The 25,864-nt window shown below is 65.8% G+C and carries 19 protein-coding genes and 2 pseudogenes; 14 read left to right on the top strand and 7 right to left on the bottom strand.

The window, feature by feature from the left end; all coding sequences use genetic code 11:
* The first annotated feature begins 97 nt into the window (after positions 1-97).
* Positions 98-1,147, top strand: coding sequence for a glycerophosphodiester phosphodiesterase (locus NW75_RS16430; protein WP_081988798.1), 1,050 nt, complete (start codon positions 98-100; stop codon positions 1,145-1,147).
* A complete protein-coding gene (locus NW75_RS16435) occupies positions 1,147-1,425 on the top strand; it encodes a hypothetical protein (RefSeq protein WP_033966226.1) in 279 nt (92 codons plus the stop codon). The genes NW75_RS16430 and NW75_RS16435 overlap by 1 nt, the downstream gene beginning before the upstream one ends.
* Positions 1,426-1,448: 23 nt before the next feature.
* On the opposite strand, the gene NW75_RS16440 is transcribed toward NW75_RS16435, so the two are convergent.
* The gene (locus NW75_RS16440; protein WP_033966246.1) at positions 1,449-2,141 is read right to left on the bottom strand and encodes an alpha/beta fold hydrolase; all 693 of its coding nucleotides are present in this window, start codon (positions 2,139-2,141) and stop codon (positions 1,449-1,451) included.
* Between the two features lie 88 nt (positions 2,142-2,229).
* Here NW75_RS16440 and phhA point away from each other — a divergent pair, with 88 nt between their 5' ends.
* A complete protein-coding gene (gene phhA / locus NW75_RS16445; RefSeq protein WP_033966227.1) occupies positions 2,230-3,096 on the top strand; it encodes a phenylalanine 4-monooxygenase in 867 nt (288 codons plus the stop codon).
* Here phhA and NW75_RS16450 read toward each other — a convergent pair.
* Both NW75_RS16450 and NW75_RS16455 read right to left on the bottom strand, forming a co-directional pair.
* Positions 3,093-3,827 (bottom strand): UTRA domain-containing protein, encoded by a 735-nt coding sequence (locus NW75_RS16450; RefSeq protein WP_033966228.1) that lies wholly within the window; start codon positions 3,825-3,827, stop codon positions 3,093-3,095. The genes phhA and NW75_RS16450 overlap by 4 nt on opposite strands.
* Before the next feature lie 28 nt (positions 3,828-3,855).
* On the bottom strand, positions 3,856-4,413 hold the full coding sequence (locus NW75_RS16455) for an HD domain-containing protein (RefSeq protein WP_081988801.1): 558 nt from the start codon (positions 4,411-4,413) through the stop codon (positions 3,856-3,858).
* Between the two features lie 189 nt (positions 4,414-4,602).
* Here NW75_RS16455 and NW75_RS16460 point away from each other — a divergent pair.
* From NW75_RS16460 to NW75_RS28340, 3 genes and pseudogenes are all read left to right on the top strand, one after another.
* A pseudogene (locus tag NW75_RS16460) lies at positions 4,603-6,306 on the top strand (phosphocholine-specific phospholipase C); the annotation flags it as partial.
* A 116-nt stretch (positions 6,307-6,422) separates the two neighbouring features.
* Entirely contained in the window at positions 6,423-6,674 is a 252-nt protein-coding gene (locus NW75_RS26770; protein ID WP_231565262.1) for a phospholipase domain-containing protein, read from the top strand.
* An 82-nt stretch (positions 6,675-6,756) separates the two neighbouring features.
* Positions 6,757-7,230: pseudogene (locus tag NW75_RS28340) on the top strand (phosphatase PAP2 family protein); the annotation flags it as partial.
* On the opposite strand, the gene NW75_RS16470 reads toward NW75_RS28340, so the two are convergent.
* Positions 7,138-9,549: a phosphocholine-specific phospholipase C gene (locus tag NW75_RS16470; RefSeq protein WP_443024491.1), complete on the bottom strand. Its 2,412-nt coding sequence runs from the start codon at positions 9,547-9,549 to the stop codon at positions 7,138-7,140. The pseudogene NW75_RS28340 and the gene NW75_RS16470 sit on opposite strands and share 93 nt — an antisense overlap.
* Positions 9,550-9,615: 66 nt before the next feature.
* Positions 9,616-12,318 (bottom strand): TonB-dependent receptor, encoded by a 2,703-nt coding sequence (locus NW75_RS16475; RefSeq protein WP_081988802.1) that lies wholly within the window; start codon positions 12,316-12,318, stop codon positions 9,616-9,618.
* Between the two features lie 175 nt (positions 12,319-12,493).
* On the opposite strand from NW75_RS16475, the gene NW75_RS16480 reads away from it, so the two are divergent.
* Positions 12,494-13,330 carry a DeoR/GlpR family DNA-binding transcription regulator gene (locus NW75_RS16480; RefSeq protein WP_033966232.1) on the top strand — a complete coding sequence of 279 codons (837 nt, stop codon included), beginning with the start codon at positions 12,494-12,496 and terminating at the stop codon, positions 13,328-13,330.
* Positions 13,331-13,340: 10 nt separating this feature from the next.
* On the opposite strand, the gene NW75_RS16485 is transcribed toward NW75_RS16480, so the two are convergent.
* Both NW75_RS16485 and NW75_RS16490 read right to left on the bottom strand, forming a co-directional pair.
* A complete protein-coding gene (locus NW75_RS16485) occupies positions 13,341-13,766 on the bottom strand; it encodes a flagellar basal body protein (RefSeq protein WP_033966233.1) in 426 nt (141 codons plus the stop codon).
* Positions 13,767-13,769: 3 nt separating this feature from the next.
* Complete coding sequence (locus NW75_RS16490; protein WP_231565263.1) at positions 13,770-16,583, bottom strand: hypothetical protein; 2,814 nt, start codon at positions 16,581-16,583, stop codon at positions 13,770-13,772.
* A gap of 135 nt (positions 16,584-16,718) precedes the next feature.
* Between NW75_RS16490 and NW75_RS16495 the strand changes: the two genes are divergently transcribed.
* From NW75_RS16495 to NW75_RS24600, 7 genes are all read left to right on the top strand, one after another.
* On the top strand, positions 16,719-17,747 hold the full coding sequence (locus NW75_RS16495) for a flagellar motor switch protein FliG (protein ID WP_033966234.1): 1,029 nt from the start codon (positions 16,719-16,721) through the stop codon (positions 17,745-17,747).
* A gap of 13 nt (positions 17,748-17,760) precedes the next feature.
* Entirely contained in the window at positions 17,761-18,318 is a 558-nt protein-coding gene (locus NW75_RS16500; protein WP_231565265.1) for a FliH/SctL family protein, read from the top strand.
* A gap of 262 nt (positions 18,319-18,580) precedes the next feature.
* Positions 18,581-20,134, top strand: a complete 1,554-nt coding sequence (gene fliF / locus NW75_RS16505) for a flagellar basal-body MS-ring/collar protein FliF (protein ID WP_171010530.1) — start codon at positions 18,581-18,583, stop codon at positions 20,132-20,134.
* Between the two features lie 13 nt (positions 20,135-20,147).
* Entirely contained in the window at positions 20,148-20,501 is a 354-nt protein-coding gene (gene fliN, locus NW75_RS16510) for a flagellar motor switch protein FliN (protein ID WP_033966249.1), read from the top strand.
* 99 nt (positions 20,502-20,600) lie between these two features.
* Complete coding sequence (locus NW75_RS16515; RefSeq protein ID WP_156143056.1) at positions 20,601-21,839, top strand: sigma-54-dependent transcriptional regulator; 1,239 nt, start codon at positions 20,601-20,603, stop codon at positions 21,837-21,839.
* A gap of 14 nt (positions 21,840-21,853) precedes the next feature.
* Positions 21,854-23,929, top strand: coding sequence for a flagellar biosynthesis protein FlhA (gene flhA / locus NW75_RS16520; protein ID WP_137902875.1), 2,076 nt, complete (start codon positions 21,854-21,856; stop codon positions 23,927-23,929).
* 474 nt (positions 23,930-24,403) lie between these two features.
* Positions 24,404-25,864, top strand: coding sequence for a hypothetical protein (locus NW75_RS24600; RefSeq protein ID WP_156143057.1), 1,461 nt, complete (start codon positions 24,404-24,406; stop codon positions 25,862-25,864).

Consider the following 25,864-nt stretch of genomic DNA (forward strand, 5'->3'; position numbering starts at 1 on the left):
CGTTGAGCTTGGGGTAACGATTATGAACGCTTTGGTTTCCGTATATCGGCGCACGCCCGCCCTTCTTAAAGGGATCGCGCGCACGCGAATAGCCGGTATGGCGGCGCTGCTGCTGGCATCGGGCGGCGCAATGGCGCAGACTGTGCCGGTGAAGCCGCTTTCCTCCCCTATCGTCATCGCGCATCGCGGCGCGAGCGGGCTGCGTCCCGAACATACCATCGCCTCCTATACGCTGGCGATCGAACAAGGTGCCGATTTCATCGAGCCCGATCTGGTGCTGACCAAGGACGACGTGTTCGTCGCGCGCCATGAAAACGACATTACCGGCACCACCGATGTCGCCAAGCATCCCGAATTCGCCGCACGCCGCACCACCAAGGTGATCGACGGCGAAACCCACATCGGCTGGTTTACCGAGGATTTCACGCTCGCCGAGTTGAAGACGCTGCGCGCGATCGAGCGGTTGCCCAAGGTTCGCCCCGACAACGCCAAATATGACGGCCAGTTCGACGTGCCGACGCTGGCGGAGGTGATCGCGCTCGCCAAGAAACATTCGGTCGGTGGCCGCGTCGTCGGCATCTATCCCGAGACCAAGCATCCGACCTATTTCGCCAGCATCGGCCATCCGATGGAGGCCCGCCTCGTCGCGCAGTTGAACGCGGCGGGCTGGTCCAAGCCGAGCGACCCGGTGTTCATCCAGTCGTTCGAGGTCAACAACCTCAAGCAATTGCACAGCATGACCGGCCTGCGCCTGATCCAGTTGATTGACGCCACCGGCGCCCCCGCCGACAACGCCGCACCGAGCTACGCCGCGATGGCGACACCCGAAGGGCTCAAGGCCGTCGCGGCTTATGCGTACGGGATCGGCCCCAATAAGGACATGATCCAGCGCGGCGATGCCGCCCCGTCCACGCTGGTGGCGGACGCCCATGCCGTCGGGCTGCGGCTCCATCCCTGGACCTTCCGCGCGGAAAACATGTTCCTGCCGCCATCGCTGCGTATCGGCACCGACCCCGTCGCGCGCGGTAAGCTGGCCGAGGAAATCACGCGCTTCCTCAATCTCGGCATCGATGGTTTCTTCACAGACTTCGCGTATATCGGCGTGGACGCGCGCAATGCTCGGCGTGCCAAGGCGAAAGGCCAGTAATGCGCAAATCCGTGATCGCTGTCGCCGCCCTGCTCCCGCTGCTTGGCGGCGGTTGCCTAGCCAAGACGGTGGTCAATGTCGCCACCCTGCCCGTGCGCGCGACCAGCAAGGCGGTCGACTGGACGACGACGAGTCAGTCCGAAGCCGATCGCAATTACGGCCGCAAGATGCGCAAGCAGGAAGCGCGCGAAGGACGGGATCTGAAACGGCAATATAAGGAATGTCGCGCGCAAAATCGCGACGATTGCGATCAATACCGGCCCCACGCCGAACGCTAAACCGGCACATGGCGGCGGGTGCGTTAGGTCGCCCCGCCGCCCAGCACGCGCGCCACCGCCAGCATCACCGCCGGGCGCACCTGCACCCCGACATGGCTGCTCCGTACTTCGATCGCGCGGCTGGCGGCATCATGGCAGATCATGCCGTTGACCAGCCCGTCGCTGCGGCTCCAGATCGCGGTGCTCGGCACCGGCAACGGCTCCGCCACCAGTGCGCTTTGCGCGCGGACATGCGGGGCATCGACGCGCTCCCCGGTCAACAACTCGAACGCGCGCCACACGTTGGTGGCACGCGGGTCGCCGGCGAAGGGCGAACTGATCGTCACCACCTCGCGCACCATGCCGGGCAGACGGTGTGCCGCGAAGCGCGCCATGATCCCGCCCAGGCTGACCCCGATCAGCGTCACCGGTGCGCCCGTTTCGTCATACATCGCACGGATCCGTGCCAACAGCCGCTCGCCCTCCGGCCCGATCGTGCGCGCGCCGAGATTGCGCCCGAGCCCCCAGCCTTCGGCGCGATAGCCAAGCCTACGCAGATAGCGCCGCAGGAACACCCCCGAAGCATCGCTGTTGAACAGCCCCGGCAGCAGCATCACCGCTCGCCCGTCACCACGCGGAGCCTGCGCCAGCATCGTGCGCGCGCCCGCAAGCGAGGCAAGGCCCCAGGCACCCCGCGGCACCTCCAGCGCCCATAACAGCTTCGATGGTGGCTTCATCGCCGATTCCGGTCGCACAGCGCGCTGAAAAGTCGTTTTCATCTGCAACCCGTTTCCTGCCCTGCTATGGCTGTGCTACCCTGAAGTCATGACCGAAGAAACGCATGTTCTCGACCGCCCACCAGCCAACGCGGCGGATGATTGGACGATCCCGCAAGACTGGGCGCACTTCACCCAGGAGGAGCACCGCGTGTGGGATACGTTGTTCGCGCGCCAGGCCAAATTACTGCCGGGCCGCGCCTCCGACGCCTATTTACGAGGGCTGGATGTACTGAAGCTGTCCAAACCCGGCATTCCCGATTTCGAGGAGCTATCGGAGCGGCTGATGAAGCTCACCGGCTGGCAAGTCGTGGCGGTGCCGGGGCTGGTGCCCGACGACGTGTTTTTCGATCACATGGCCAATCGTCGCTTCGTCGCGGGCAATTTCATCCGCCGCCCCGACCAGCTCGATTATCTGCAGGAACCCGATGTGTTCCACGACGTGTTCGGCCATGTGCCGATGCTCGCCGACCCGGTCTTTGCCGATTATCTCGCGGCTTATGGGCGCGGCGGGCAGCGCGCGCAGGGCCTGGATGCGCTCAAATATCTCGGGCGGCTTTACTGGTATACGGTCGAATTCGGCCTGATCGCCGAGCCCGAGGGTTTGCGCATCTATGGCGCGGGCATCGTCTCCAGCTTTGCCGAAAGCCGCTTTGCGCTCGACGATGCCAGCCCCAACCGCATCGCCTTCGATCTCAAGCGCGTGATGCGCACCGACTACCGGATTGACGATTTCCAGCAGAATTATTTCGTGATCCCGAGCTTCGACGAACTGCTGCGCGTGACGGTCGAGACCGATTTCGCGCCGCTTTACGAGGCGCTGGCCGGTACACCGGACATACCCGTGGCCACGCTTTTGCCGGAGGATCGCGTCCTCACCCACGGAACCCAGGCCTATGCGCTCGCCAAGCGCTAATCGCGCGTGCGCACCTCGACCAGGACGCGGATTGCCTCGTGCCGCCAATATTCGTGGTCATATTCCACGATGCGATCCGCCGCATCGTAACTGCGGCGCACCACCAGCAGCCCCGGCGTGCCCGACGCGACGCCCAGCGCCTGCGCGATGTCCTTGATCAGCGCGCACGGTCGCATCTCGACATGGTTGCGCACCACCCGCACGCCATACCGCCCGGTCAGCACCGCCGTTAGCGACCCATCCAGATCGTGATCGATCAGGCCGGGCGCGATCGCAGGATCGACCAGGATCCGCTCGATCAGTACCGGCCGCCCGTCGATCGCGCGGCGGCGGGCGAGCGCGTACAGCGGCGCGCCAACCGCGCAGCCGAACACCGCCGCATCCACCGCCGCTGCCGCCACCGTATGCTTGTGCAGCGTTTCGGTCGTCGGCACGCGGCCTTGCTCGGCGACATAGGTCATGAAGCCCGCCCAGCGCGTCGGGTCATAGACCACAGGCGGCGGCGAGACATACCAGCCGCTGCGGTCGCGACGATAGATCAGCCCCTCCGCCTCCAGTTGGAACAGCGCTTCACGCACGGTGCCGCGCGCCGCGCCCGACCCAAGCTGAAGCCGCCGCTCGGACGGCAACCGCGCGCCCGCTCCCAGCGCGCCGCAGGCGATCTCCTCGACCAGACGATCGCGTAGCGCGAGATAATGCGGACCTGACCCCGCTTCTGCTGCCTTCTGCATAGGCCCGATCATGGCCGAAGCCGGAGGATCACGCCAGCGGACGCACCGCAAGCCGTTCGAGCAGCGGACGATAGCTGGCGAGATCGGGCACCTGCCAATCGGGCTGCTTGCCGATATCATCATAGCGGCGCAGCGCCACCGCATCGGCGAAATACGGTTCCTGTTCAAACGCCGCGATGCCCGCCGCATCGAACGCCCCGCCTTGCAAGCGCAGACTGAGTGCCGACGCAGCGCTCAAGCCCGCCTCATAGCTGGGCTCGACCGCGCAGAGATAGCGCTTGGCGGCGACGTGCAGGCGCACCGGCTCATACACTGCGGGCGGAAAGGCCGTGGCGAGCAGCGCCGCACCCAACTCCTCGTGCCGCGCGTCCGCGCCGTGCAGATCGGCAGCGAGCCCGGCCCCGTCAACGAACTGACCAATGTCATGGAGCAGCGCCGCCGCGATCAGCGTGTCCGACGCGCCATCCTCGCGCGCGGCCTGCGCCGCTTGCAGCACGTGCTGCAGCTGATCGACCTCCTCGCCATAGCGATCGTCGCCATACTCGGCGAACAGCGCGTAAATCTGGTCGATAAGGGCGGCGGGCATGGGCATTTTCCTTTGCAGAAGCGGCGATCCGAAGCGCGACTGTCGCACGATTGTCGTTTAACTGGACTATACCAGATTTATGACCTGGTGGCGACATTCGCCCCGGATCGACGGAGAATACCTGTGAACGATGCGACCAGACGGCGCTTTCTGCAGATGGCGGCGGGGGCCGGTGCGGGCGCAGCCGGGATGCTGCCGGGTCTGATCGAGCGCGCCGCCGCGATCGCTGCCAACAGCCCGACCGGCACGATCCGCGATGTCGAGCATGTCGTGATCTTCATGCAGGAAAATCGGTCGTTCGATCATTATTTTGGCAGCTATAATGGCGTGCGCGGGCTGGGCGATCCACGCCCGCTGCGCCTCCCCGGCGGGGGCAGCGTGTGGGCGCAACCGAGCGCGCAGCATCCCGATGGCTTCGTGCTGCCCTTCCACGGCGATTCGACCACGACGCAGTCGTTCCGCGTCGATGGCTCCGAACAGGGCCATCAGCACAATCTCACCATCTTCAACCGGGGTCGGTGCGATCGCTGGGGCGCGACGCGGCAATTGCACCAGCGGATGCTGCATTATGGCGCGGGCGACCTGCCCTTCTATTACGCGCTCGCCAACGCTTTCACGATTTGCGACGCCTATCACGCTTCGACGCTGACGCAGACCTATCCCAACCGGCTGCATTTGTTCACCGGCTGCAATGGCGGTGGCACGGTCGGCGGCGATCCCGAAATGGACAATTATGGCGAGGACGAAACGCCCAGCGCCGACATGGCGACCGACCAGCCGCTGCGCCCCGATGCCTATCGCTGGACCACTTATGCCGAGCGGCTGGAACAAGCGGGCGTAAGCTGGAAGGTCTATCAGGAATATGACAATTTCGGCGACAACACGCTGTCGGTGTTTCCCGCCTTCCGCCCCTGCGCGCGCGATTCCGCTTTGTATCGGCGCGGTCGATCGTGGGTGAGCGAGCACAAGACCGGGGCCGACCGCACCCGTTCGGACGGGGAGCAACTGGTCGAGGGCTTCCGGCGCGATCTGGCGGCGGGGACTTTGCCGCAGGTGTCGTGGATCGTCACCGCCGCCGACCTGTCCGAACATCCGACCGCCGTGCCCGCGCGCGGCGAACATCTCTGCGCCGAACTGATCGCCGCGTTGGTCGACCATCCGGAAGTCTTCGCCAAGACGGTGTTCATCGTCAATTATGACGAGAGCGGCGGCTTTTACGACCATATGCCGTCCCCCGTCCCGCCGGTGGGGGACTTGCCGGGCCACAGCACGGTGTCGATCGCCGGTGAAGCAAAACACTATGCCAGCGGCGACAATCAGGGCGCGCAGCCGATCGGCCTGGGCATTCGCGTGCCCGCACTCCTCGTCTCGCCGTGGAGCCGGGGCGGTTTCGTCTGCTCCGAACTGTTCGACCACACGTCGGTACTGCGCTTTCTGGAGGCGCGCTTCGGCGTGGCCGAGCCCAATATCGGTCCGTGGCGGCGCGCAGTGTGTGGCGATCTCATCTCCGCCTTCGATTTCGCACAACCCAATCGCGACTGGGCGAGCCTCGCCTTGCCCGGCACCGCCGATTTCGAACAGCGCATCGCGCGTTCGCAGGCCGGGCGCGCCACCGCGATTCCGGCGGTGCAAAGCGCATCCCGGCAAATGTCCGGGCAACGCCCTGCCCGCGCCCTGCCCTATCGGCTCGACATCCTCGCTCGGGTCGACGCGGATCGGCGCTTCCGCCTCGACCTGGTCAACCGCGGCACGACCGGTGCAGTGCTGACCGTCCACGACAATCACGATCGCGGCGGCCCCTGGCACTATACGATCGGCGCGGGCGACCACTATGCCAGCACGCAGTGGCATGACGACGGCACCGTCACCGACCGCTACGACCTGAGCGTGATCGGCCCCGACGGGTTGCTGCGCCGTTATGCCGGGACGCTGGCGGGCACGGCGGAGGTCGCTTGCTCGCATTGCCCAGCCAGGATGCGGTCGAACTCTCGCTCGCCAACCCCGCTACTGTGCCACTACGCTATACGATCACGCTCGACCCGGCCTATCCAGCGTCGACCCTGCGAACCCGTGCCTTCACCGTGCCCGCCGGTGCAACGCTGCGCGACCGCTGGGATCTGGCGGCGAGCGACCGCTGGTATGATCTGACGATACGCTCGCCCGACGATCCCGCGTTTTTGCGTCGCTTCGCGGGCAAGGTCGAAAACGGGCGACCGGGCCGGACCGACCCCGCCATCGGGGAGATGCGGCTCGATGTCTAAGCGTCTTTTCCTCGCAGGCCTCGTCGCGGTTGCAGCAATGGGCAGCGCCGTCGCCGCGATCGGCGATCCCTGGATGCACCCCATGGACGGCGTGCGGATCCTGTCCGCCCCGCCCGCCGCCGGATCGGCGCGCGATATTGCCGACCGCGCGATCTTCCAGGCGACGCGCGCCCTGCAGGGCAGTCCGCGCTGGCGGATCGCGCAGCGCGATGTCGAGAATGGCCCGTTGTCGCGTTATGCCTGCGCGCTCGGCGTGACGTTGAAGGCCAGCGACGTGCCGATCCTGGCGAGTCTCTTCGACCGGGCGGGCGCGGGCTTCCTCGTCGAGCCCGTCAAAACCCATTACGCGCGGGCCCGGCCCTATGCCGACAATGATGCGCCCATGTGTCAGGCGCGCACCGCCGCGCTCGCCCGCAGCGGCGATTATCCCTCGGGCCATGCCGCCAATGGCTGGCTGGAGGCATTATTGCTCGCCGAACTCGCGCCCGACCGGGCGAACGAATTGCTCGCGCGGGGTCGTCAGGCGGGCGAAAGCCGCGTGATTTGCGGCGCGCATTCGGCCAGCGCGGTTGAGGGCGGCTGGCAAGCGGGGGCCGCCGCCTCGGCGGTGCTGCACGGCTCCGCATCGTTCCGCCAGCAGCTCGAGCTGGCGCGCGTCGAACTCGCCCGCGCCCGCGCCACCGCCCCCAAGGTCGATCCCGCCGCTTGCGCGATCGAGGCGGAGGTGCTGGCGCGCGCGTATTATTGAAGCCCCGGTCGCGTCACGCGGCCGGGTTGGGCGAGGCGATGACCAGCGGTGCCGCGCCATGCGCGACCGGATCGCTGAAGGATTCGCCGCCGTTCTCCTGATGACCGGCAAGGCGTACCTGCTCGGTCGCGCTGGTGACGAGCAGATCGTACCAGCTTGGCTGCCCGACAGATCGATCGGCACCACGCTCTCGGCATGCGCAGCGACCTCCAGCGTGCGCGGCGGCTGGCCATAAGCGAGATCGCGCACCGTCAGCGTCAGTGCGGCGTGACCATGGTTGCGTACCCGCACTCCCTTCGCCTCGAGCATCGGCGCAAAGCCCGCGCTGCGCCCAGTGAAGCGCCGGTGAAACCCGGCCGGCCCGAGCAGAAACGCATCATAGGCCCCATCCGCGCCCACCGGCAGTTCGGCGGCAAGCGATTGCCCTGCGCCAACGGTATAGCGGCGCGGCCCGCCCGCAAGATCGGTCAGCGGATAGAGATGGAACACCGCCGCGCGCTCGCGCCCGGTGTTGGACAGCAGCAACCCCGGCACCTGCCCCGCCGCAGCCATCAGCGTCGCATCGAGCCGATAGGGCGTTGCGCGGCGGCGACGGATGCCTGCTTCCTGCACCGGCGCGGTCAGCGCGGCGGGTGGCAGCGGGCGCGTCTCCTTGAGCGTCGCCGCGCGTTCGGACAGCGCCCGCGTTGGCGGCAAGGCGCTGGCAAACGCCCGGTCGTCGGCGCGCGAGAAATCGAAACACGAGGTCAAATCGCCGCACACCGCGCGCCGCCAGGCGCTGATATTGGGTTCGGCCACGCCGAAGCGCGTTTCGAGGAAGCGAATGACGCTGGTGTGATCGAACACTTCGGACGCGACATAGCCGCCGCGGCTCCACGGCGACACGACATACATCGGCACGCGCGGCCCGAGCCCATAAGGGCGGCCGAGATACGCCGCATCGGCCTCGCCTTGCGAATGGCGGTGATATTCGTCCTCGGCGGCAACCGTCGTGCCGCCCAGCAAGCGCGCCGGATCGCGCGGATCGTGCGCGGGCGGTGCGGGCGGCGGGACATGGTCGAACAACCCGTCATTCTCATCGAAATTGAGCAGCAGCACTGTCTTGGCCCACACCTCGGGGTTCGCGGTCAGCGCATCGAGCACCTGCGCGGTATAATCCGCCCCCTGCAAGGGCGTTGAGACGCTGGGATGTTCCGATGCCGCCGTCGGCGCGATGATCCACGAGACCTGGGGAAGTTTGTCGGCCAGCACATCAGCCTTGAGCAGATCGAGCCCACGCGTGGTCAGCGTGCGCCGGATCAAATCGGCGTCCGGCCCCGACGTCGCGGTGCGCGCATCGCGATAGCGGCGGAAGCCGATCAGCGGGTTGTCGCTGAAATTGTCCTCCATCTGCTGATAGATTTGGAAGCTGATCCCCGCCGCCTGCAGCCGCTCGGGATAGGTCGTCCAGGCATAGCCGCCATGGCCGCGCGGATCTTCCAGCCCGTCATAACCGTTGTCGATCGCCGGGCCATGCCCGCGCGCCTGCGGATCGTGGGTGCCGGTCCACACATACAGCCGGTTGGGATTGGTGCTGAGATGCAGCGCGCAATGATAGGCGTCGCACAGCGTGAAGGACTCGGCCAGTGCATATTGGAACGGAATGTCCTCGCGCGTGAAATAGGCCATCGCATGGTCGTGCTTGGCCTTGGGCCAGCCGCCCATCCGGCCATTGTCCCACGCCGCCTGGCTGTCGGGAAAACCGTGCGGCGTGCCGAGCGGCCGCATCAGCCGGAAATCGCGCTTGGTATCGAGGTGGAAGGGCGCGATCCAGTCGGGCGGCCCGGCATGTTCGCTCGGCTGCACGAACACCGTCGCCCCGCGCCGTTCGCCCAGATCGGGCACCGGAATGGCAAAGCGATCGCCAAAACCGCGCACCCCCGGCATCGCGCCGAAATAATGGTCGAAGGCGCGGTTTTCCTGCGTGAGGATCACGACATGTTCGACATCCATCACCGTCCCCGTGCGGCGATTGGCGGGGATGGCGAGCGCGCGCGCGATCGACGGGAACATGCCTCCCGCCGCCGCGCCGCCACCGGCCATCAGCGTCTTCAGAAAGGCACGGCGATCGGCGGGAGGCAGCGACATGGGCGTTCGTCCATTCACAAAGAGACGGCGCGCCGACAAGCTCGACGCGCCGCCCGGAGGGGGTCGTCAGAACTTCAGCGTGAAACCGGCAAAGACGGTACGGCCACTCTGAGTCTCGTTATGCAAGCGGTGATAGATGCTGTTATACTGCACCTCAGTCGTGTTGGCGATGTTGATTGCGTCCACCGTCAGCCGCAGTTTGCTGGTAAGGTTCACGAACGCCGCTGCGTCGACATACACCGTGCCGTCGAAACCGTCCTCGCTCGCCGGATTGGAACCGTCATAGGCGCTGCGCAGATAGGACGACCGATAGTTCGCCGATCCGCGAATGCCCCAGCGCTTGGTCTCGTAATAGAGCGTGCCATTGGCGTTGGTCTTGGACAGGCCTGGGATCGGGGTCTTCACACCCTTCACCGGCGCGTTCGAATCGATCACCGTCACGTTCGCCGACATACCGAACTTGTCGAACGGGGCCGGAAGGAAAGTGAAGTTGGTTTGCGCCGCCGCTTCGAAGCCGGTGATATAGGCCTTGCTCAGGTTCACCGGCCGCGAAAATTCCGCGACGATGGTGGTCGGCGTTACGCCGGGTAGCGTCGAGACCGGCAGGCCCGTCGCGCTGAACGGCACATTGAACAGCGTTTCGCTCGAGATCAGGTTGCTGATGTCCTTGTGGAACACGCCCACCGAAATCAGGCCGATCTTGCCGAAATACCATTCGGCCGACAGGTCGTAGGCATTGTCCTTATATGGTTTCAGGTTCGGGTTGCCGACGCTTGCGGTGATCTGGCCGCTATCGGCATTGGCGCTGCCCGCCGCCGCCAGCGAACCGAGCGAGGGACGGTTGATGTTCTTGGCAGCCGCCACGCGGATCAGGAAGCTCGGCGTGACTTCCAAAATGGCGTTGAGTGCCGGGAGCACGCCCGAATAGCTCGATTTGGTAACGTTGCTGCCAATCGGCGTGTCATCGCTGTTGGTGATCAGGCCGTTGCTGTTGACGTCGGTGAAATACGCCCGAACGCCGACATTGCCGCGCAGCCGCATGCCCGCAACATGGCCGTCCCAGTCGAGCTGGCCATAGGTCGCCTTGGTCGTTTCGGTGACGGTGTAGGTGTTTTCGATGTCGGTTGCACCGGCGGTGGTGTGCGAGGCGTTATATTTGGCAAATGCGGCCGCATAATTGCCGGTGATCCAGCTTGCCGCCTCGTTCTGCGTGAAGACGTCGGCATAGGATGTCACGGGGCTGCCGGTGAACTGGTGGAACTGCCCGTCATTGTAGATTTCGGAGCCCGACGTGCTGTAGCGGCGATAGCTCGCCCCCGCGCGCAGCGTGAATATGTCACTCAGCTTTAGATGCCCGTTGCCGGTCGCTTCGCGCAGGCTGGTCTTGTTCCAGAATTCGCGGAAGTAGAATTCCTTGAACTCATATTTCGACGCATCGGTGGTGTTCCAACGATAGACGTTGGTCGCCGAGGTGCCGTCCGCCGCATAGGTGGTGGTCATGCCGCCATAAGCGCGCAGGTACAGCTTGTCGTCATACGGGGTAGTGTATTTCGAATCCTCATAGCCGACATGGCCGTCGAAGCCGAGGCTGTCATTCACATCCCATTTGCCGGTCAGCGCGAGCTGGTTGAAGCGGTTCTTGTTGAGCGAGCGGCGGTGTTCGCTGGCATAGGTGACGTTGTCGACGCTGATCGCATCGACAAAGTTGCTGCTGTCCCAATGGATCGAATTGATCTTCGAGGTCGTATCGAAGATCACCGAGCCCGACGTGTTGTTGGGCCGCGTCGCGAGGTGATATTCGTCGCGGTGCGTGGTGAATTCGCCATGCAGCGCATCGAGCGTCAACAGCACGTTGTCCGCCGGACGCCACTGCGTGGCGAGCGTCAGGCCAAGCCGCTCCTGCTGCGCATCCCACACCGACAGGCGGTTGCCCGAGGCGAACACCAGATCGCCCGACTTGAACTTGGTCTGCTGGTCGGCCGAGAGCCCTGAGATATCGAGGCCCTTGCCGAGGTAGCTGGAGATCTGGCTCGCGCTCAACTGGGTCGGCGAATAGGTGTTGTAGCCCTGCTCCTCGGTCTTGCGCTTCGAATACGCTACCGAGACCAGCACGCCGAAGGTATCGCCCCAATTCTGGCCGATCATCGCGGCGATGCGCGGCTGCGCGTCCTTGGTGTAGCTGTTGGTGCCGAGCTTGGCCGAGATCGCGCCGGTAATGCCCTGCTTATATTCCAGCGGCTTGGCGGTGAACAGGCCGACCGTACCGGCCATGCCCCCTTCATTCTGCGCCGCCTGATAGGTCTTTTCGACCTCGATGCGCGAGAACAGTTCGGAGGCGAAGATATTGAAGTCGAACGCGCGGTCGCGCGACCGCTGGCCGCGGCTGTCCATCGCCGAATCGACGTTGCCGAGCACTTCCATGCCGTTGAGCTGGACGCGGGTATAGTCCGGCCCAAGGCCGCGCAGCGTGATGCGGCGGCCTTCGCCTGCCTCGCGGTTGATCGCCACGCCCGGCAGGCGCTGGATCGATTCGGCCAGGTTGAGTTCGGGGAACTTCGCCATGTCTTCCGCGACGATCACGTCTTTGACGATGGTGGCATCGCGCTTCAACGCGCGCGCTTTGGCAAGCGACTGGATATAGCCGTTGACGACAATATCGGCTGGGGCCGCGTCCGTGGCGGCGGCAGGGTCGGTCACGGTTTGCGCCATCGCGCTGGTTGCAAAGACGCCGCTCGTCGCGGTTGCGATCGCCAGAATCGCCGTACTCATTTTACGCATTTGTGGTGCCCTCCCTGCGCGGCTGGGAAAAGCCCCAAGTCGCGCTGCCCGACCCGGCCGGTAGAGCGCGGACATGACGAGTATGTGACATTTTGTGGTTTTGTGGCGGTTTTTATGTGGATAAATGTGAGTTTCCATTGTGTGACAGCCGCGATATGATCGCGCCATGCAGACACCGTTCTCACCGCTCGACGATGCTCCGGGGCTGCGCGTCATCCAGAGTTCGCGGATCGCAGCGATCCTAAAATTGCTCGAGGCGCGCTCCAGCCTGTCGATCGCCGAGCTGGCCGCGCGCTTTGACTGTTCGGAAGAAACGATCCGCCGCGATATCCGCCAGTTGGAGCAAACCGGTCGCGTGCTGAAGGTGCATGGCGGCGTGCGCACACCGGATGCCGATTTCGAAGCGCCCTATCGCTTGCGCTTTCGCGAACAAGCCGAAGCCAAACAGCAGATCGGGCAGGCTGCGGCAGAACTGGTCGAACCCGGCATGACCCTCCTGGTCGATTCGGGCACTACCTGCTTCTGGCTGGTTCGCGCCTTGGCGCGGGTGCCGGACCTCACCATCATCACCAACAGTATCGACGTTGCGAGCGAAGTGCTCGGCCGTCCGAAACAGCGCCTGTTCGTCGCGGGCGGCGTCATCAATCACGATTATCGCGCCGCATTCGGGCCGGAGGCGATCGCTTATTGTGGCGGCTTCGTTCCCGATCTGACGATTTTTTCCATGGGCGCGATTGATGCGGAGCGCGGCTTCCTCGACTTCGAACCCGACGAGGCCACCTTCAAGCGCGCCTTGCTCGAGCGTGCGCGCCGGATCGTCGTTCTGGCGGATTCGACCAAATTCGGGCGCAAGGGGACGACGCGAGTGGCCGACTTTGCCGATGTTGCCGATCTGGTGACCGAGGCCCAGCCGCCCCACGCCTTTGTTGCAGCGGCCGCTGCCACCGGGATGGCGGTGCATGTGGCCCGCGCGGCCCCGGCTGCGGATTCACCGCCGCTATAAGGCCATCGCCTTACCCGCCATGGCCGATCGCCGTCTTCAGCATGGATAGCTGTTTGCGATAGATGTTGGTCATTGCCGCGAAATCGGCCTGGATCTGCCCCATCTTCAGCAATTGATCTTCCAGCGTGACGTTGTTGCCGTCGGGCTTGGTCTCGCTCACATCGGTATCGAGGATCGACGATGCGCCCATCGGCGCGCGTGCGCCGAGCGCCGCCATGCTCGGGGTCAATTGCACGGTGGGCACGGCGATACCCGGTGCACCGCCCGCGCCGCCGCCCTGCGCCGCCAGCAGCGCCGAAAAATTGGGTGCCGCGACATCGCGGGCCTTGAAGCCCGGCGTTTCGGAATTGGCGATATTTTGCGAAATGACCCGCTGGCGATCGGCCAGATGCTTCATTTCGGCGCGGATGCCCGACAGGATCGCGGGAACGGCCATGGCTTAGCCTCCGAACAGGGATACGAGGGAACCGCTATTGCTCGTGTCCGAAGTCGACGAGCTCAAACGCGCGAGGGCAGATTGGTAACCCGCCAGTTGCGCCTGTTGATAGGCACTCACCGTGCCACCGCCCGCCTTCTTCGTGTTGTCGACGATCGACGCCTTGGTATCGTCCCAATAGAGCGAACGATACGCGGTTTGCGTCATCGACAATGCCGACTTGATCTTGCCCAATGCCGCCTTGGCGTCTGCGGGGGTCGCCAAGGTCAGCGATGTACTGAGATCCAGTCCATAGGCACCGCCCGGCCGCACGGTCGGCGCATTCGCCGCCACGGGCACCGGCGTCTCGATCCGCTGCGGTGCGATCCCGAGCTTGGACAGGGCATCGCGATCCCCGGTGCCAGGAATGAGTTCGATCGAATGACCGGCGGCGGCATCGATGCGCAGGCTCTTCATGCCGCTGATCCGCGGGGTGCTGGTGCTGCCCTTGGTGCCGGTCAGCTTGCCGATCCGGTCCGACAGCGTCTGCATCGTGTCGTCGGCGGTGATGGTGATCTTCTTGGCCGTGCCGCCATCGATGCTGATCGAAAAACTGTCGCCTACGCGCAGCGCGGTCTGGGTCACCAATTTGGCCGAGACTTCGGGGTTGATCGTCCCCGTGCCGAAGCCGATCGCCCCCAGGCTATTGTCCCCGGTCGCCGCCACCGCCAGCCGCACCGGCTGCGTCGTCTGCCCACTTTGACCGAATTGGGTGGTGCTGGCGATCGCGCCGGTCGCACCGTCGATCCGGCTGACGAAACCATCCACCGTACCCGAGCGCGCCGCACCGATCGTGCCGGACGTCCGACCGCCGGCGTAGATCGCACCGTCGAGAAAGGCGACGCTGTCGACCTGGTCGTCCTGCGCGCTGCCGACATAAGTGACCGCCGCGCTGCTCAGCGCACCATCGATGCGCGCGACAAAGCCATCGCGCCCGCCCGACGTTCCATTCACCTGTGTGCCCGAAAGCGCCGCGCTCGCGGAACCACCGACCGCAATCGTGCCATCGCTGCCCACCGCCAGCGCGCGCGCATCGGCCGTGCCCAGATCAAGCGTCGCCAGATCGTTGGACAAGGCACCGGCGTCGAGTTTGCGCACTTGTGCGGTGCCATTGTTGTTCATCAGCGCCAGCACATTGCCGTCGCTGCCGATCGCCAGCGCCGTGATCGATTCGCTTCCACCCGAATCGATCGCGCGACGATCGGCAACGTGGCCCGTCGAGTCGATCCGCGCGACAAAGGCGTCGCCGCCCCCCGTCGCGCTCTTGCCCCCGACGAAGACCGAACCATCGTTCCCGATAGCGAGCGCTTTGGCGACATCATTGCCGGTGCCCGCCACGACCGTCGTAAACGCTTCATCGCCCAGCGTGCTGTAGCGCGCGACGAACATGTCGCCATCATGCGTCACCCCGTCGAGGCTGCCCGTGACGGTGCCCGCCACCACGACATCGCCATTGGCAGCAACGCTAACCGCCGCCCCGGTGGAGGCCCCGGCCGCGCCAAGCCCCCGTTCCCACACGACTTTGCCCGCGCCGTCGAGCTTGGTCAGGAACAGCGTGTCCGAACCGTTGGAGCGTTCCGACCCCAAATCGCCCCGCGTCGTGCCGACCACATAGGTATTGCCCTGCGCATCGGTCGCCATCGCTGCGGCATCGGTATTGGCCTGGACGGCGGTGGTCTTGGTGGTGGTCGCCACCGCCTTGCCATTGTAATCGGTCTTGAAGGTTGTCGTCGAACTGGTCGTCTTGCCGGCGATCTTTGCTTGTTCGGTGGCAACACGGTCCAGCGCGCTCAGCGTCGCCACCGACTTTTGCACCATCGCACCGGCAGGATCGGCGAAGCGGAAGATCTGCGTCGCGGTCGGTGTGGTGGCGGTCGGCTGACCGGCAACCGCCGTCTGCCCGGCGGCGAGCGGGACCGGCCCGCTCTCACCGGTCGCGACGAGCAGCGCGGGCTTGGCGTTGATCTGGTCGATCGTCACCCGGTCGGCCCCGTTGGGCGCGTTGAGCGTCAGGCCCCATTTTTCGGTCCCGCGTTCGGGCGTGAAGTGCGCCACCCACTTTGGCTGCTGCATCCCCTTTTCGTCCAGCTGCAGACTGCCATCGGAATTGAGGCGCGGCAGCGCGGAAATCGCGGCGTTGAGCGCATCCGAGACCGAATCCAGCGTCGGCGGTTGCGGCCCCTGCGACAAATCCACCGTCAGCGTGTCGCTCGCCCCAGGCTTGGACAGCGTGATCTTGAGTTGCTCCTGCCCGGTCATTCCCGGCAACGCGTCCGACCGGCTTGCCGCCACCTCCGGCCCCTTCACCGTGTACGCATCGGGGGACGGAATTCCGACGCTCGTCGCGCTGCGCGCAGGCTGAGCGAGCGAGAGGTCCAGGATCCCGTTGGGGGCGTGCGCCAAAAAGCTCTGCAAATCCGTCAGGCCTTTGGCGAAGGTCGTCTGCAACGTCGCGCGCTGCGCGGCGTTGCTGGTGGTCGCGGCCGCAGTTTCGGCGAGCAGACGCAAGCGATCGAGCGCCTTATAGGTCGTAAAGCTGGTTTGCACGTCGCTCGGCAGCGCAGACGGGCCCGTCGCGGGCTTGTCGATGATCGTCGTCATCGCCTTGATCGCGGACACTTGCGCCGACACCGGTAGCGTCGTCGGCGTTTCCTTCCACGGCGGCGTCGTTGGCGCAGTCGTAAACTGCGCCTTGGCGACGCGCACGGCTTTGGATTCGATCGTGGGGGCGCTGCTGTTGGAGGCGCTGAAATCCGCGAACGAATTGCTGCCCGTCATAAGGCTCAGCCCGATCAAGCTCCCCGATAAATCCGCCGACATCTCCGTCATCCCTATAAGACTCTTCCTATAATAGCAGGGAGAGACGCTCGAAGGCCGTGCTTTCGGCGAATTTTCTGGGGAAAATTGGTGAACATGATGGCGCAGATGGGCGAACCGCCTGAAATGAAGCGATTCACCGGTCAGCAGCGAGCTGCGGCCTTGATGCTCGCGCTCGGGAAAGAACACGGTGCGCCGATCTGGGAACAGCTTTCGGTCGACGAAATCAAGGAACTGTCGGCGACGATCGCGGGCCTCGGCCGCATCCCCGCCGTCGTGGTCGAATATCTGCTCGTGCATTTCAGCGGCGAGGTCGCCAGCATGGCCTCGCTGCACGGCTCCTACGAATCGACCGAGCGGCTGCTCTCGGGCATCCTGCCCGGCGAGCGCGTCAAGGACATCATGGAGGATATTCGCGGGCCCTCTGGCCGGACGATGTGGGACAAGCTGTCGAATGTCAGCGAAACCGTGCTCGCCCAGGGGCTACGACACGAATATCCGCAGACGGTCGCGGTGATCCTGTCGAAGCTGCGTTCCGAACATGCCGCGCGCGTGCTGTCCGAATTGCCCAGTGAATTCGCCGTCGATGTCATCATGCGCATGTTGCGGATGGAGACGGTGCAGAAGGAAGTCATCCTCGAAATCGAGCAGACGCTGCGCACCGAATTCATGGCCAATCTGTCGCGCTCCAACAAGCGCGATCCGCATGAGGCAATGGCCGACATGTTCAACGCGCTCGACCGCGCGACCGAAGAAAAGATGCTGGCGGCGCTCGACGAGCGCGTGCCCGAATCCGCCATCCGCATTCGCGCCCTGATGTTCACGTTCGAGGATCTGGGCAATCTGTTGCCCGCCGCGATCGGCGTGGTCGTGCGCAATGCCGACAAGCGCGAAATGGCACTGGCGCTGAAGGGTGCCCCGGAGGAAATGAAGAAGCTGTTCTTCAGCACCATGACCGAACGCGCCGCCAAGTTGCTGCGCGAGGACATGGCCGGCATGGGCCCGGTCCGCGCCCGCGATTGCGAGGAAGCCCAGTCGTCGCTCGTGCGGCTCGCAAAGACCCTGGCCGATGCCGGCGAAATCACGCTCGTCGATCCCAAGAGCGACGATATGATGATCGTGTGACGGAGACAGGCAAATGAGTTTTCAAACCGTCCAGCGCTTCGCCTTCGACCGCGTCTTTACCGAGATGGGCCCGACGCCGTTCGACATGCCCGATTCGATGCTCGATCAGGCGGCGCTGCGTGCCGAACTGGACGCGCGCAACGCCGATCACGAAAGCGCCTTGTCGATCGCGCGCGCGGATGCCTTCGAGGCGGGGCTTGCCCAGGCGCGCACCGAACGCGACGCTGCGTTGCTGTGCGCCATCGACGCGATGCACGGCGCGCTCGACGCGCTCGACGCGCGCTTTGCCGATACCACGCGCCGCATCGTTGCCGACGCGACCGAAGTTGCGCTGGCGGCTGCGGAGGCGATTGCGGGCCGCGCGCTCGCCTGCGATCCTGCGGGGCTGATCGACGAGGGAATCGGGCGCGTGCTGCAACAAGTCGCGCGCGGCACCGAGTTGCAGGTCCGCGTCCACCCCGATCTGGTCGAGGCGGTCGAGCAGCGCATCGCCCAGCGTCAGGCCGCCGACCGGCGCAAACTCCACGTCGCGTCGTACCGGATGCCACGCTGGCACCCGGCGACGCCTTGATCGATTGGGAGCAAGGCGGCTTGCTGCTCGAAAAGGCCGCGCGACGGGCGGCCGTGGAGAGCGAACTCGCCCCGCTGCTGCCCCCACTACCCAGCGCCTGATCTCGCCACACGGCAATTTTTTTTCCGCCCGGCAGAAATTGCCGCCCGTCTCCATCCTATAAGATAGTCATGGGGGCTCGCCCCGACGGTCAGGATCGGGACACACTTTGGACGCAGCGCGCACTCTCTTTTCGCAATTGGGCGTAAGACGGCTTGCCGTAATGGCCGGTGTGGCGCTCGCGGTATTGGCGGCGCTCGCGTTCGTGGCGACACGAGGCGGGTCGACCTCCTCGATGGGCTTTTTGTTCACCGATCTCGATCCTGCCGCCGCGCAATCGATCACCGAGAAGCTGAAGGCAAAGGGCGTCGACTATCGGCTGTCTGCCGACGGCACCTCGATCCTCGCGCCGCAGGACAAGCTGGCGGAATTGCGTATGGCGATGGCGGGCGATCATCTTGGCGGCAAGATCGGCTATGACGTGCTCGACAACGAACAGAGCTTCGGCGTGTCCGCTTCGCGCGCGAAGCTGAACGAGACGCGCGCGATCGAAGGCGAATTGGGCAAATCGATCGAAAGCCTGGACGGCGTATCCAAGGCGCGCGTCCACATCGTCATGCCCGAGCGCGCGATGTTCGCGACCGAAAGCCGCAAATCGACCGCCGCCGTCACGGTCAAGACCAAGGGGCGGCTGTCCACCGAAGCGGTCGCCTCGATCCGCTATCTGGTCGCCTCCTCGGTGCCCGAGCTCGCGCCCGAAGCGGTGTCGGTGGTCGACCAGACGGGAGCCCTGCTGGCCCGCGCCGGTGACGCCGGGTCGGCGGGCGGAGCCGAAGCCGATGAGCGCCAGACCGCCACCGAAGCGAAATTGCGCGACGAAATCGAATCGCTGCTCGCCCCGATCGTCGGCATGGGCAAGGTCCGCGCCGAGGTTTCCGCGCTGATCGACCGCGACCAGACGCGCGAGGAGACCACCGCCTTCGACCCCGACAAGCAGGTCATCGGCCATCAGACCACGGTCGAATCCGGCGACCAGAATGCCGAGAATAACGCAACGACGCCGCAAGCTTCGGTTGCGGGGCAATTGCCCGATGCGCAGGCCAGCCCGGCTACGGGAAGCGGCACCTCGCGCAAGACGGCCAGCACGCAAAATTCCGAAGACACCACCTATGAAAATAGCAGCACGCACACGGTGACGGTGCGCGTCCCCGGCCAGATCAAGCGCTTGTCGATCGCGGTCATGGTCGATGGCGGCCCCAAGGGCCTGCCCGCCGCGCAGATCCAGCGGCTGACCCGCATCGTCGAGAATGCGGCGGGAATCGACACCAAGCGCGGTGACAGCGTCGTCGTCGAGAGCATGCCCTTCACCGCCGGCGACGCACTGGCCGAAAACAAGAGCGGGTTGCTGTCGCTGCTGCCGATGGACAAGGTCTTCTCGCTGATCGAACTGCTGGTGATCGCGGTGGTCGGCATCATCGTCCTGCGCATGCTGCTCCCCAAACCGGCACCTGAACCCGTCGCAATGGCCGAGCAGACGCCGCAACTCGGCAGCGATCCCGAGCGCCTGGCGCTCGCCGCGCGCGCCGCCGATGGCGACCCCGACGCGATGCAGCAAATCGCCGCGCTCGGCGGCGAGCAGCATCTGCTCGACCAGGAAATCGCGCTCGCCCAAGTCGATGGCCGCATCAAACTTTCGGCACTCAAGCGCATCGGCACGACGATCGCCGAAAGCCCGCCCGAATCCGCCTCCGTAATCCGGCAATGGATGAACTCATAAGATGGAACAGCCCATGGATTCCGAACCCTCGCTGGTTGCGATCGACTCGCCGGCGCAGACCGAACAACCTTTCATCGCCGATTTCGCCGACGAGCCCATTCGCCCTGCGGCTGGCGGCAGCCCCGCCGAAGGGCTGGAAGCGGTCTATGATGTGCCGGTCAAGGTGCAGGCCGTCCTCGGCCGGTCGCGCATGCCGGTGGGCAAATTGCTGCAACTCGTCGTCGGCACGGTGGTCGAACTGGACCGTCGCGTCGGGGAGCCGGTCGACATCTTCGTCAACAACCGCCTGATCGCGCGTGGCGAGGTCGTGCTGATCGACGGTTCGCTCGGCGTGACGCTGACCGAAATCGTGCGGGGCGAACGATGAAGGGTATGACACCGGCGGTACGATTGCTGCTCGTCGGGCCCCCCGTCGGAATTTCGCCTCGCCGCCGATCTGGCACGCGCGGCGGGGGCGGACGTGACGATGGCGGACGATGCCCCCCAGGCGATCGCGCTGTTGCGGATGAACGGCGGCGACCTGGTGATGATCGACGTCGATGCCGACGTTCGCGGTTTCTTGCAGCACCTGCGCGACGAACGCTTCGCCGTCCCCGTCATCGCGTGCGGCATTAATGCCTCGGCGCAGCAAGCGGTGGCGGCCATTCGCGCAGGCGCGCGCGACTATCTGCCTTTGCCGCCCGAACGCGCGCTGATCGCCGCGGCCATCGCCTCGGTCGTCACACGGGGGTCGATCGAAATCCTCGGCGACGCACCCGATCTTGCGCGGGCGCGCAACCTTGCGCTGGCGGTGGCGCGAAGCGCGTCGCCCGTACTGCTGGTCGGCGAAACCGGCACGGGCAAGGGCTTGATGGCCCGCGCCATCCATGAGGCATCGGGGCGGCTCGGCCCGATCCTGGTAGTGGAATGTGCAGGCGTCGCGCCCGAAATCGTCGATTCGGAACTGTTCGGGCATGAGGAAGGTGCCTTTGCCGGAGCGCTCGGGCTGCGCATCGGCCGCTTCGAAAAAGGCCGGCAGCGGCACGATCCTGCTGCGCGAGTTGGTGCCCTGTCGCCGGGAACGCAGGCGCGCTTGCTGTCGGCGCTGCAGGAACATCACATCCGGCGCGTCGGTGGCAACCACGCGGTGGCGGTGCAGGCGCGCGTTCTCGCGACCTCCACGATCGACCTGCAGCAACGCGTCGCGGCGGGGGCATTCCGCGCCGACCTGCTCGCGCGGCTCGGCCTCGCCCGGATCGAAATGCCGCCGCTGCGGGCGCGGCGTGGCGATATCGCGCTGCTCGCACGGCATTTTGCCCACCGCCTCGCGGACGCCGACGGCCTGTCCCCACGCCCGCTCAGCGAAGCGGCGGAAGGGGTATTGCAGGCCTATGGCTGGCCCGGCAATGTCAGCGAACTCGAAGACGCTATCCATCGCGCGGTCTTGATCGCGCGCGGGCCCAGGATCGAAGCGCGCGACATCGTCCTGGTCGATGGGTCGCAGCTCGCGCAGGACCATGCCGCCACCGAAGGCCGCCTCGAAATCGAAGGATTGGTCGGCCGCACGGTCGAAGAGGTCGAGCGCGAACTGATCCTGCAGACGCTGCAGCGCTGCCACGGCAACCGCACCTCGGCCTCGGGCATCCTCGGCATTTCGGTGCGGACGATGCGCAACAAGCTGAAGACCTTCATTGAGGCCGGTATCGCCGTGTCGCCCGCTCCGTGAACGCTGTGCTGCCGCTGCCCATTACCCGCCTGCTCGAACGGATCGGTGCCGGGCGCGATCTCGCGCTGGCATTCGGCGTCATCGCGATCATCGGCATGCTCATCCTGCCGATCCCGGCATGGCTGCTCGACATCGGTCTCGCTTTGTCGATCACCTTGTCGGTGATGATCCTGATGACGTCGCTGTTCATCGAAAAGCCGCTGCAACTCTCGGCTTTCCCGACGATCCTGCTGATCGCGACGATGCTGCGGCTCGGCCTCAACCTCGCCTCGACCCGATTGATCCTGGGGCACGGACATGAAGGGCCGCAGGCGGCGGGTGGCGTGATCGGCGCGTTCGGCGAATTCCTGATGGGCGGCGAAACGATCATCGGCCTGACCATCTTCGCGATCCTGATCGTCATCAATTTCGTCGTCATCACCAAGGGTGCGGGCCGCATCGCCGAAGTGGCGGCGCGCTTCAGCCTGGACGCCATGCCCGGCAAGCAGATGGCGATCGACGCCGATCTGTCGGCGGGCATGATTTCGGAAGAGCAAGCCAAGGAACGCCGCGCCGAAGTCGAAGCCGAAAGCGGCTTTTACGGCTCGATGGACGGTGCCTCGAAATTCGTGAAGGGCGATGCCGTCGCCAGCCTGCTGATCACCGGAATCAACATCATCGTCGGGCTCGGCATTGGCGTGTTCTCACACGGCGTGCCCGTTGCAGAGGCGTTCCGCACCTATACCGTGCTGACTGCGGGCGATGGCCTCGTCAGCCAGATTCCGGCGCTGATCGTGTCGGTTGCGGCGGGCATGCTGGTGTCCAAGGGCAGCGCGCGCGGCAAGACCGGCAATGCGCTGGGCGAACAGCTCGGCCGCTTCCCCAAGGCGTTTGGCATGGTCGCGTTCCTGATGGGCGCGCTGGCGCTGATGCCGGGCCTGCCCTTCGTGCCGTTCGCCGGTTTTGCCGGTCTGTCGGGCTGGCTTGCCTGGAGCATGAGCCGCAAGGCAATCGCCACCGCCAATGCCGAGCGACTGGCCGAAGCGACCGAGGCCGCGACGGTCAAGATCGCCGAAGAGCCGATCGCGCAAACGCTGGCGATCGATGCGCTGCGCATCGAAATCGGCTATGCGCTGCTGCCGATCATCAACGATGCGACGCGCGAACCGCGCCTCGACGACCAGGTGCGCGCGCTCCGCCGCCAGATGGCGACCGATTACGGCTTCGTGCTGCCCGCTGTGCGCATCATCGACAATATGGCGCTCGGGGCGAGCGAATATGTCATCTACATCAAGGAGAGCGAAGCCGCGCGTGGCGAGGTACGGCTCGACAAATTGCTGCTGATCAACCCCGGCGGCGGCGCGCCCGGCCTGCCCGGCGAGCCGACGCGCGAGCCGGTGTTCAACCTGCCTGCTTTGTGGATCGACCGCGAATTGCGCGAGGAAGCGGGCTTCCGCGGCCTGACGGTCGTCGATTGCGGCACCATCATCACCACGCACCTGACCGAACTGGTGAAGGACAATATCGCCGATCTGCTCTCTTATACCGAAACGCAGAAGCTGCTCGGCGACATCCACAAGGACGCGGCCAAGCTGGTCGCCGACATCGTGCCGTCCAAGGTCTCGGTGTCGAGCGTGCAGCGCATCCTGCAGAATTTGCTGTCGGAAGGGATTTCGATCCGCGACATCCCGACCATTCTGGAAGGCATTGCCGAGGCATCCCCTTCGACCAGCAACCTGACGATGCTGACCGAACATGTCCGCTCGCGCCTCGCCCGGCAGATTTCGGTGGCGCAAACCCGCGACAATGCCATTCCGGTGGTGACGCTGTCGCCCGAATGGGACACCGCCTTTGCCGACAGCATCGTCGGCACCGGCGACGACCGCCAGCTCGCTATGGCCCCCTCAACGCTGCAGGGTTTCGTATCGGCCGTGCGCGAAACCTATGATCGCCTGGCCGAGAGCGGCGAGATTCCGTGTCTGCTCACCAACCCGAGCGTGCGCCCCTTCGTCCGCTCGATCATCGAGCGGGTGCGACCCTCCACTGTGGTGCTGTCGCAGAACGAAATTCATGCCCGCGCCCGTATTCGTGCGCTTGGCACGGTCAGTTGAGCACGGTCCGGCTGCGACCCGCCTATAATGGTAGGACGGGCTCGCCGTGAAAGGGACTGCATGCAGATCGTTGGAAGCGGAATGGCCGGGTTACCCGCGCGATCGGTCGCCCCAACGTCGTAGCGCAGGGTTTTGCCGCAACGCTGGGCGATGTCATTTCGCTCGCCACGCCACCTGTCGCATCCGCCGTCCCAGCGCTGCCGCTGGTCTCCATGACCGGCGATACCAACGCAATGGCGTTCGCTACGCTGGCCATGCTCGGTCGTGCTCCCGCAACGATACTGACCACTGGCGAGCCCACCGCAACTCAGGCGACTTCCGCGCTGTCGCTAACCGGCACGATCGGCAGCGCGCCAGCGCTAACCGCAGACGGTGCGCCAACCCCGGGCACCATCACCACCACCGCTCCGATCCTGCCGGTAGCAAAGGGGGAAGCGACCGTACCCCCCCGCTCCTGCCGCGCTGGCTATCGGCGTGCCCACGCCCGACGCGGCACCGCCGGTGACGGCCGGTGTGTCTACAGCGCCCGCAGCGCCACCCTTCGGTGCGTCGGCATCCGATATTCTTGTCGCCGGGCCCGGACCCGACGCTTTGCCCGCTGTCCGGGCAGGGACGACGGCCGCGCTTCCCTCTTCGCCGGGGAGCGCTGCCGACGGCGTCGTGGCCACCGCGCCGCTACCAGAACCGCCCCTGTCCATCCCGGACGCGCCAGACATCACCGCGGCGGTGCCGGCAAACGCATCCCGTGATACGATCGCAGCGAATCCCGCTCCCTCGAACGTTGCGGCTGCCCCCGCCGCGACGAGCGTCGCCACATCCGCCGCGCCGGAAGTCAATCCGCCCGTCGTCACCGCTCCCGCCGGTCTTTCGGCCCCCGCAGCGGCTTCGCGCGCGCTGCGCACCGCCACGCCTGCACCGGCACCTGCCGTATCCGGCGGGGAAGTCCGTCTTCCCGACGCAACACCATGGTCGTCACCTGGGCCAACAATGGCCGAAGCGAGCCCCGCAATCGACCTCGCGCGCACCGCTGCCCCCATGCCCTCAGCCGCCCCGAGCATGGTTGCGCAGGCGACACTCGCATTACAACAGGCACCGACACCAGCGCCGGGCGACGCGCGGACACCTTCCGCACCAGCGACCAACGCAACCGCTGCGCCCCCACGGGCAAGCAAAGCCAAGGGCAGCGTGGCGGACGATGCGGCGCTGGACCGGGAGATGGCAACGGCTCCCGCACCGGTGCCCCTAGCAGCGACAATCGTGCCTGCCATGCCCGCTTTACCCGACCCAATGCCGGTGCCAGCGGCCCCCGTCGCAGGTGTGGAGGCATCCGCCGTACCGGTGGCACCCGTTGATGTGGCCACGCAAGGCTCAATCCCGGCCGCCACCGCACCGGCGATGCTTGCATCGTCGACGGCTGCCAGTGCCGCACCGACCGTAACTGCCCCTCCTGCCGCCTCGGCCGCGTCCAGCGGGCAGACCGACGGAGCGCAGCGCCGGTTCACGCAGGACACGGACCTGAAATCGGCCATCGCTGCATCAGCGACATTGCCGAAGACGCAGGACACCGCACCGCCGTCAGCGCAACGTCCGATTGCCCCCGTTCCGGTCGAGGCGTCGCCAGCAGCGCCCGCAGCGCCACCATCCGGGCCCGTTGCCGAGACATCGCCACAGCCTGTCGCTGCGGTCGAGCCGCCCGCAGGACCTGCCGCGACACCAGCGGACGGCCCGCCGGTGCACGCGCGACGCGATCCCGCCGACGTCAACGCGGAGACGCTGCCTGCACGCGACGGCACCCTACTGTCCCCGGTACATCCACAAGCGATGGCGGCGGATAGTCTCAGCGGGATTGCGCCCCCCGACAGCGCCGCAAGCCACTGTACAAGCCACCGCAGTCCCCGCTCCGGCAGCTACCGCCACCGCGCAGGACGGGAGTAA

It is taken from the genome of Sphingomonas sp. Ant H11 (genome assembly GCF_000797515.1).
Lineage (GTDB): Bacteria > Pseudomonadota > Alphaproteobacteria > Sphingomonadales > Sphingomonadaceae > Sphingomonas.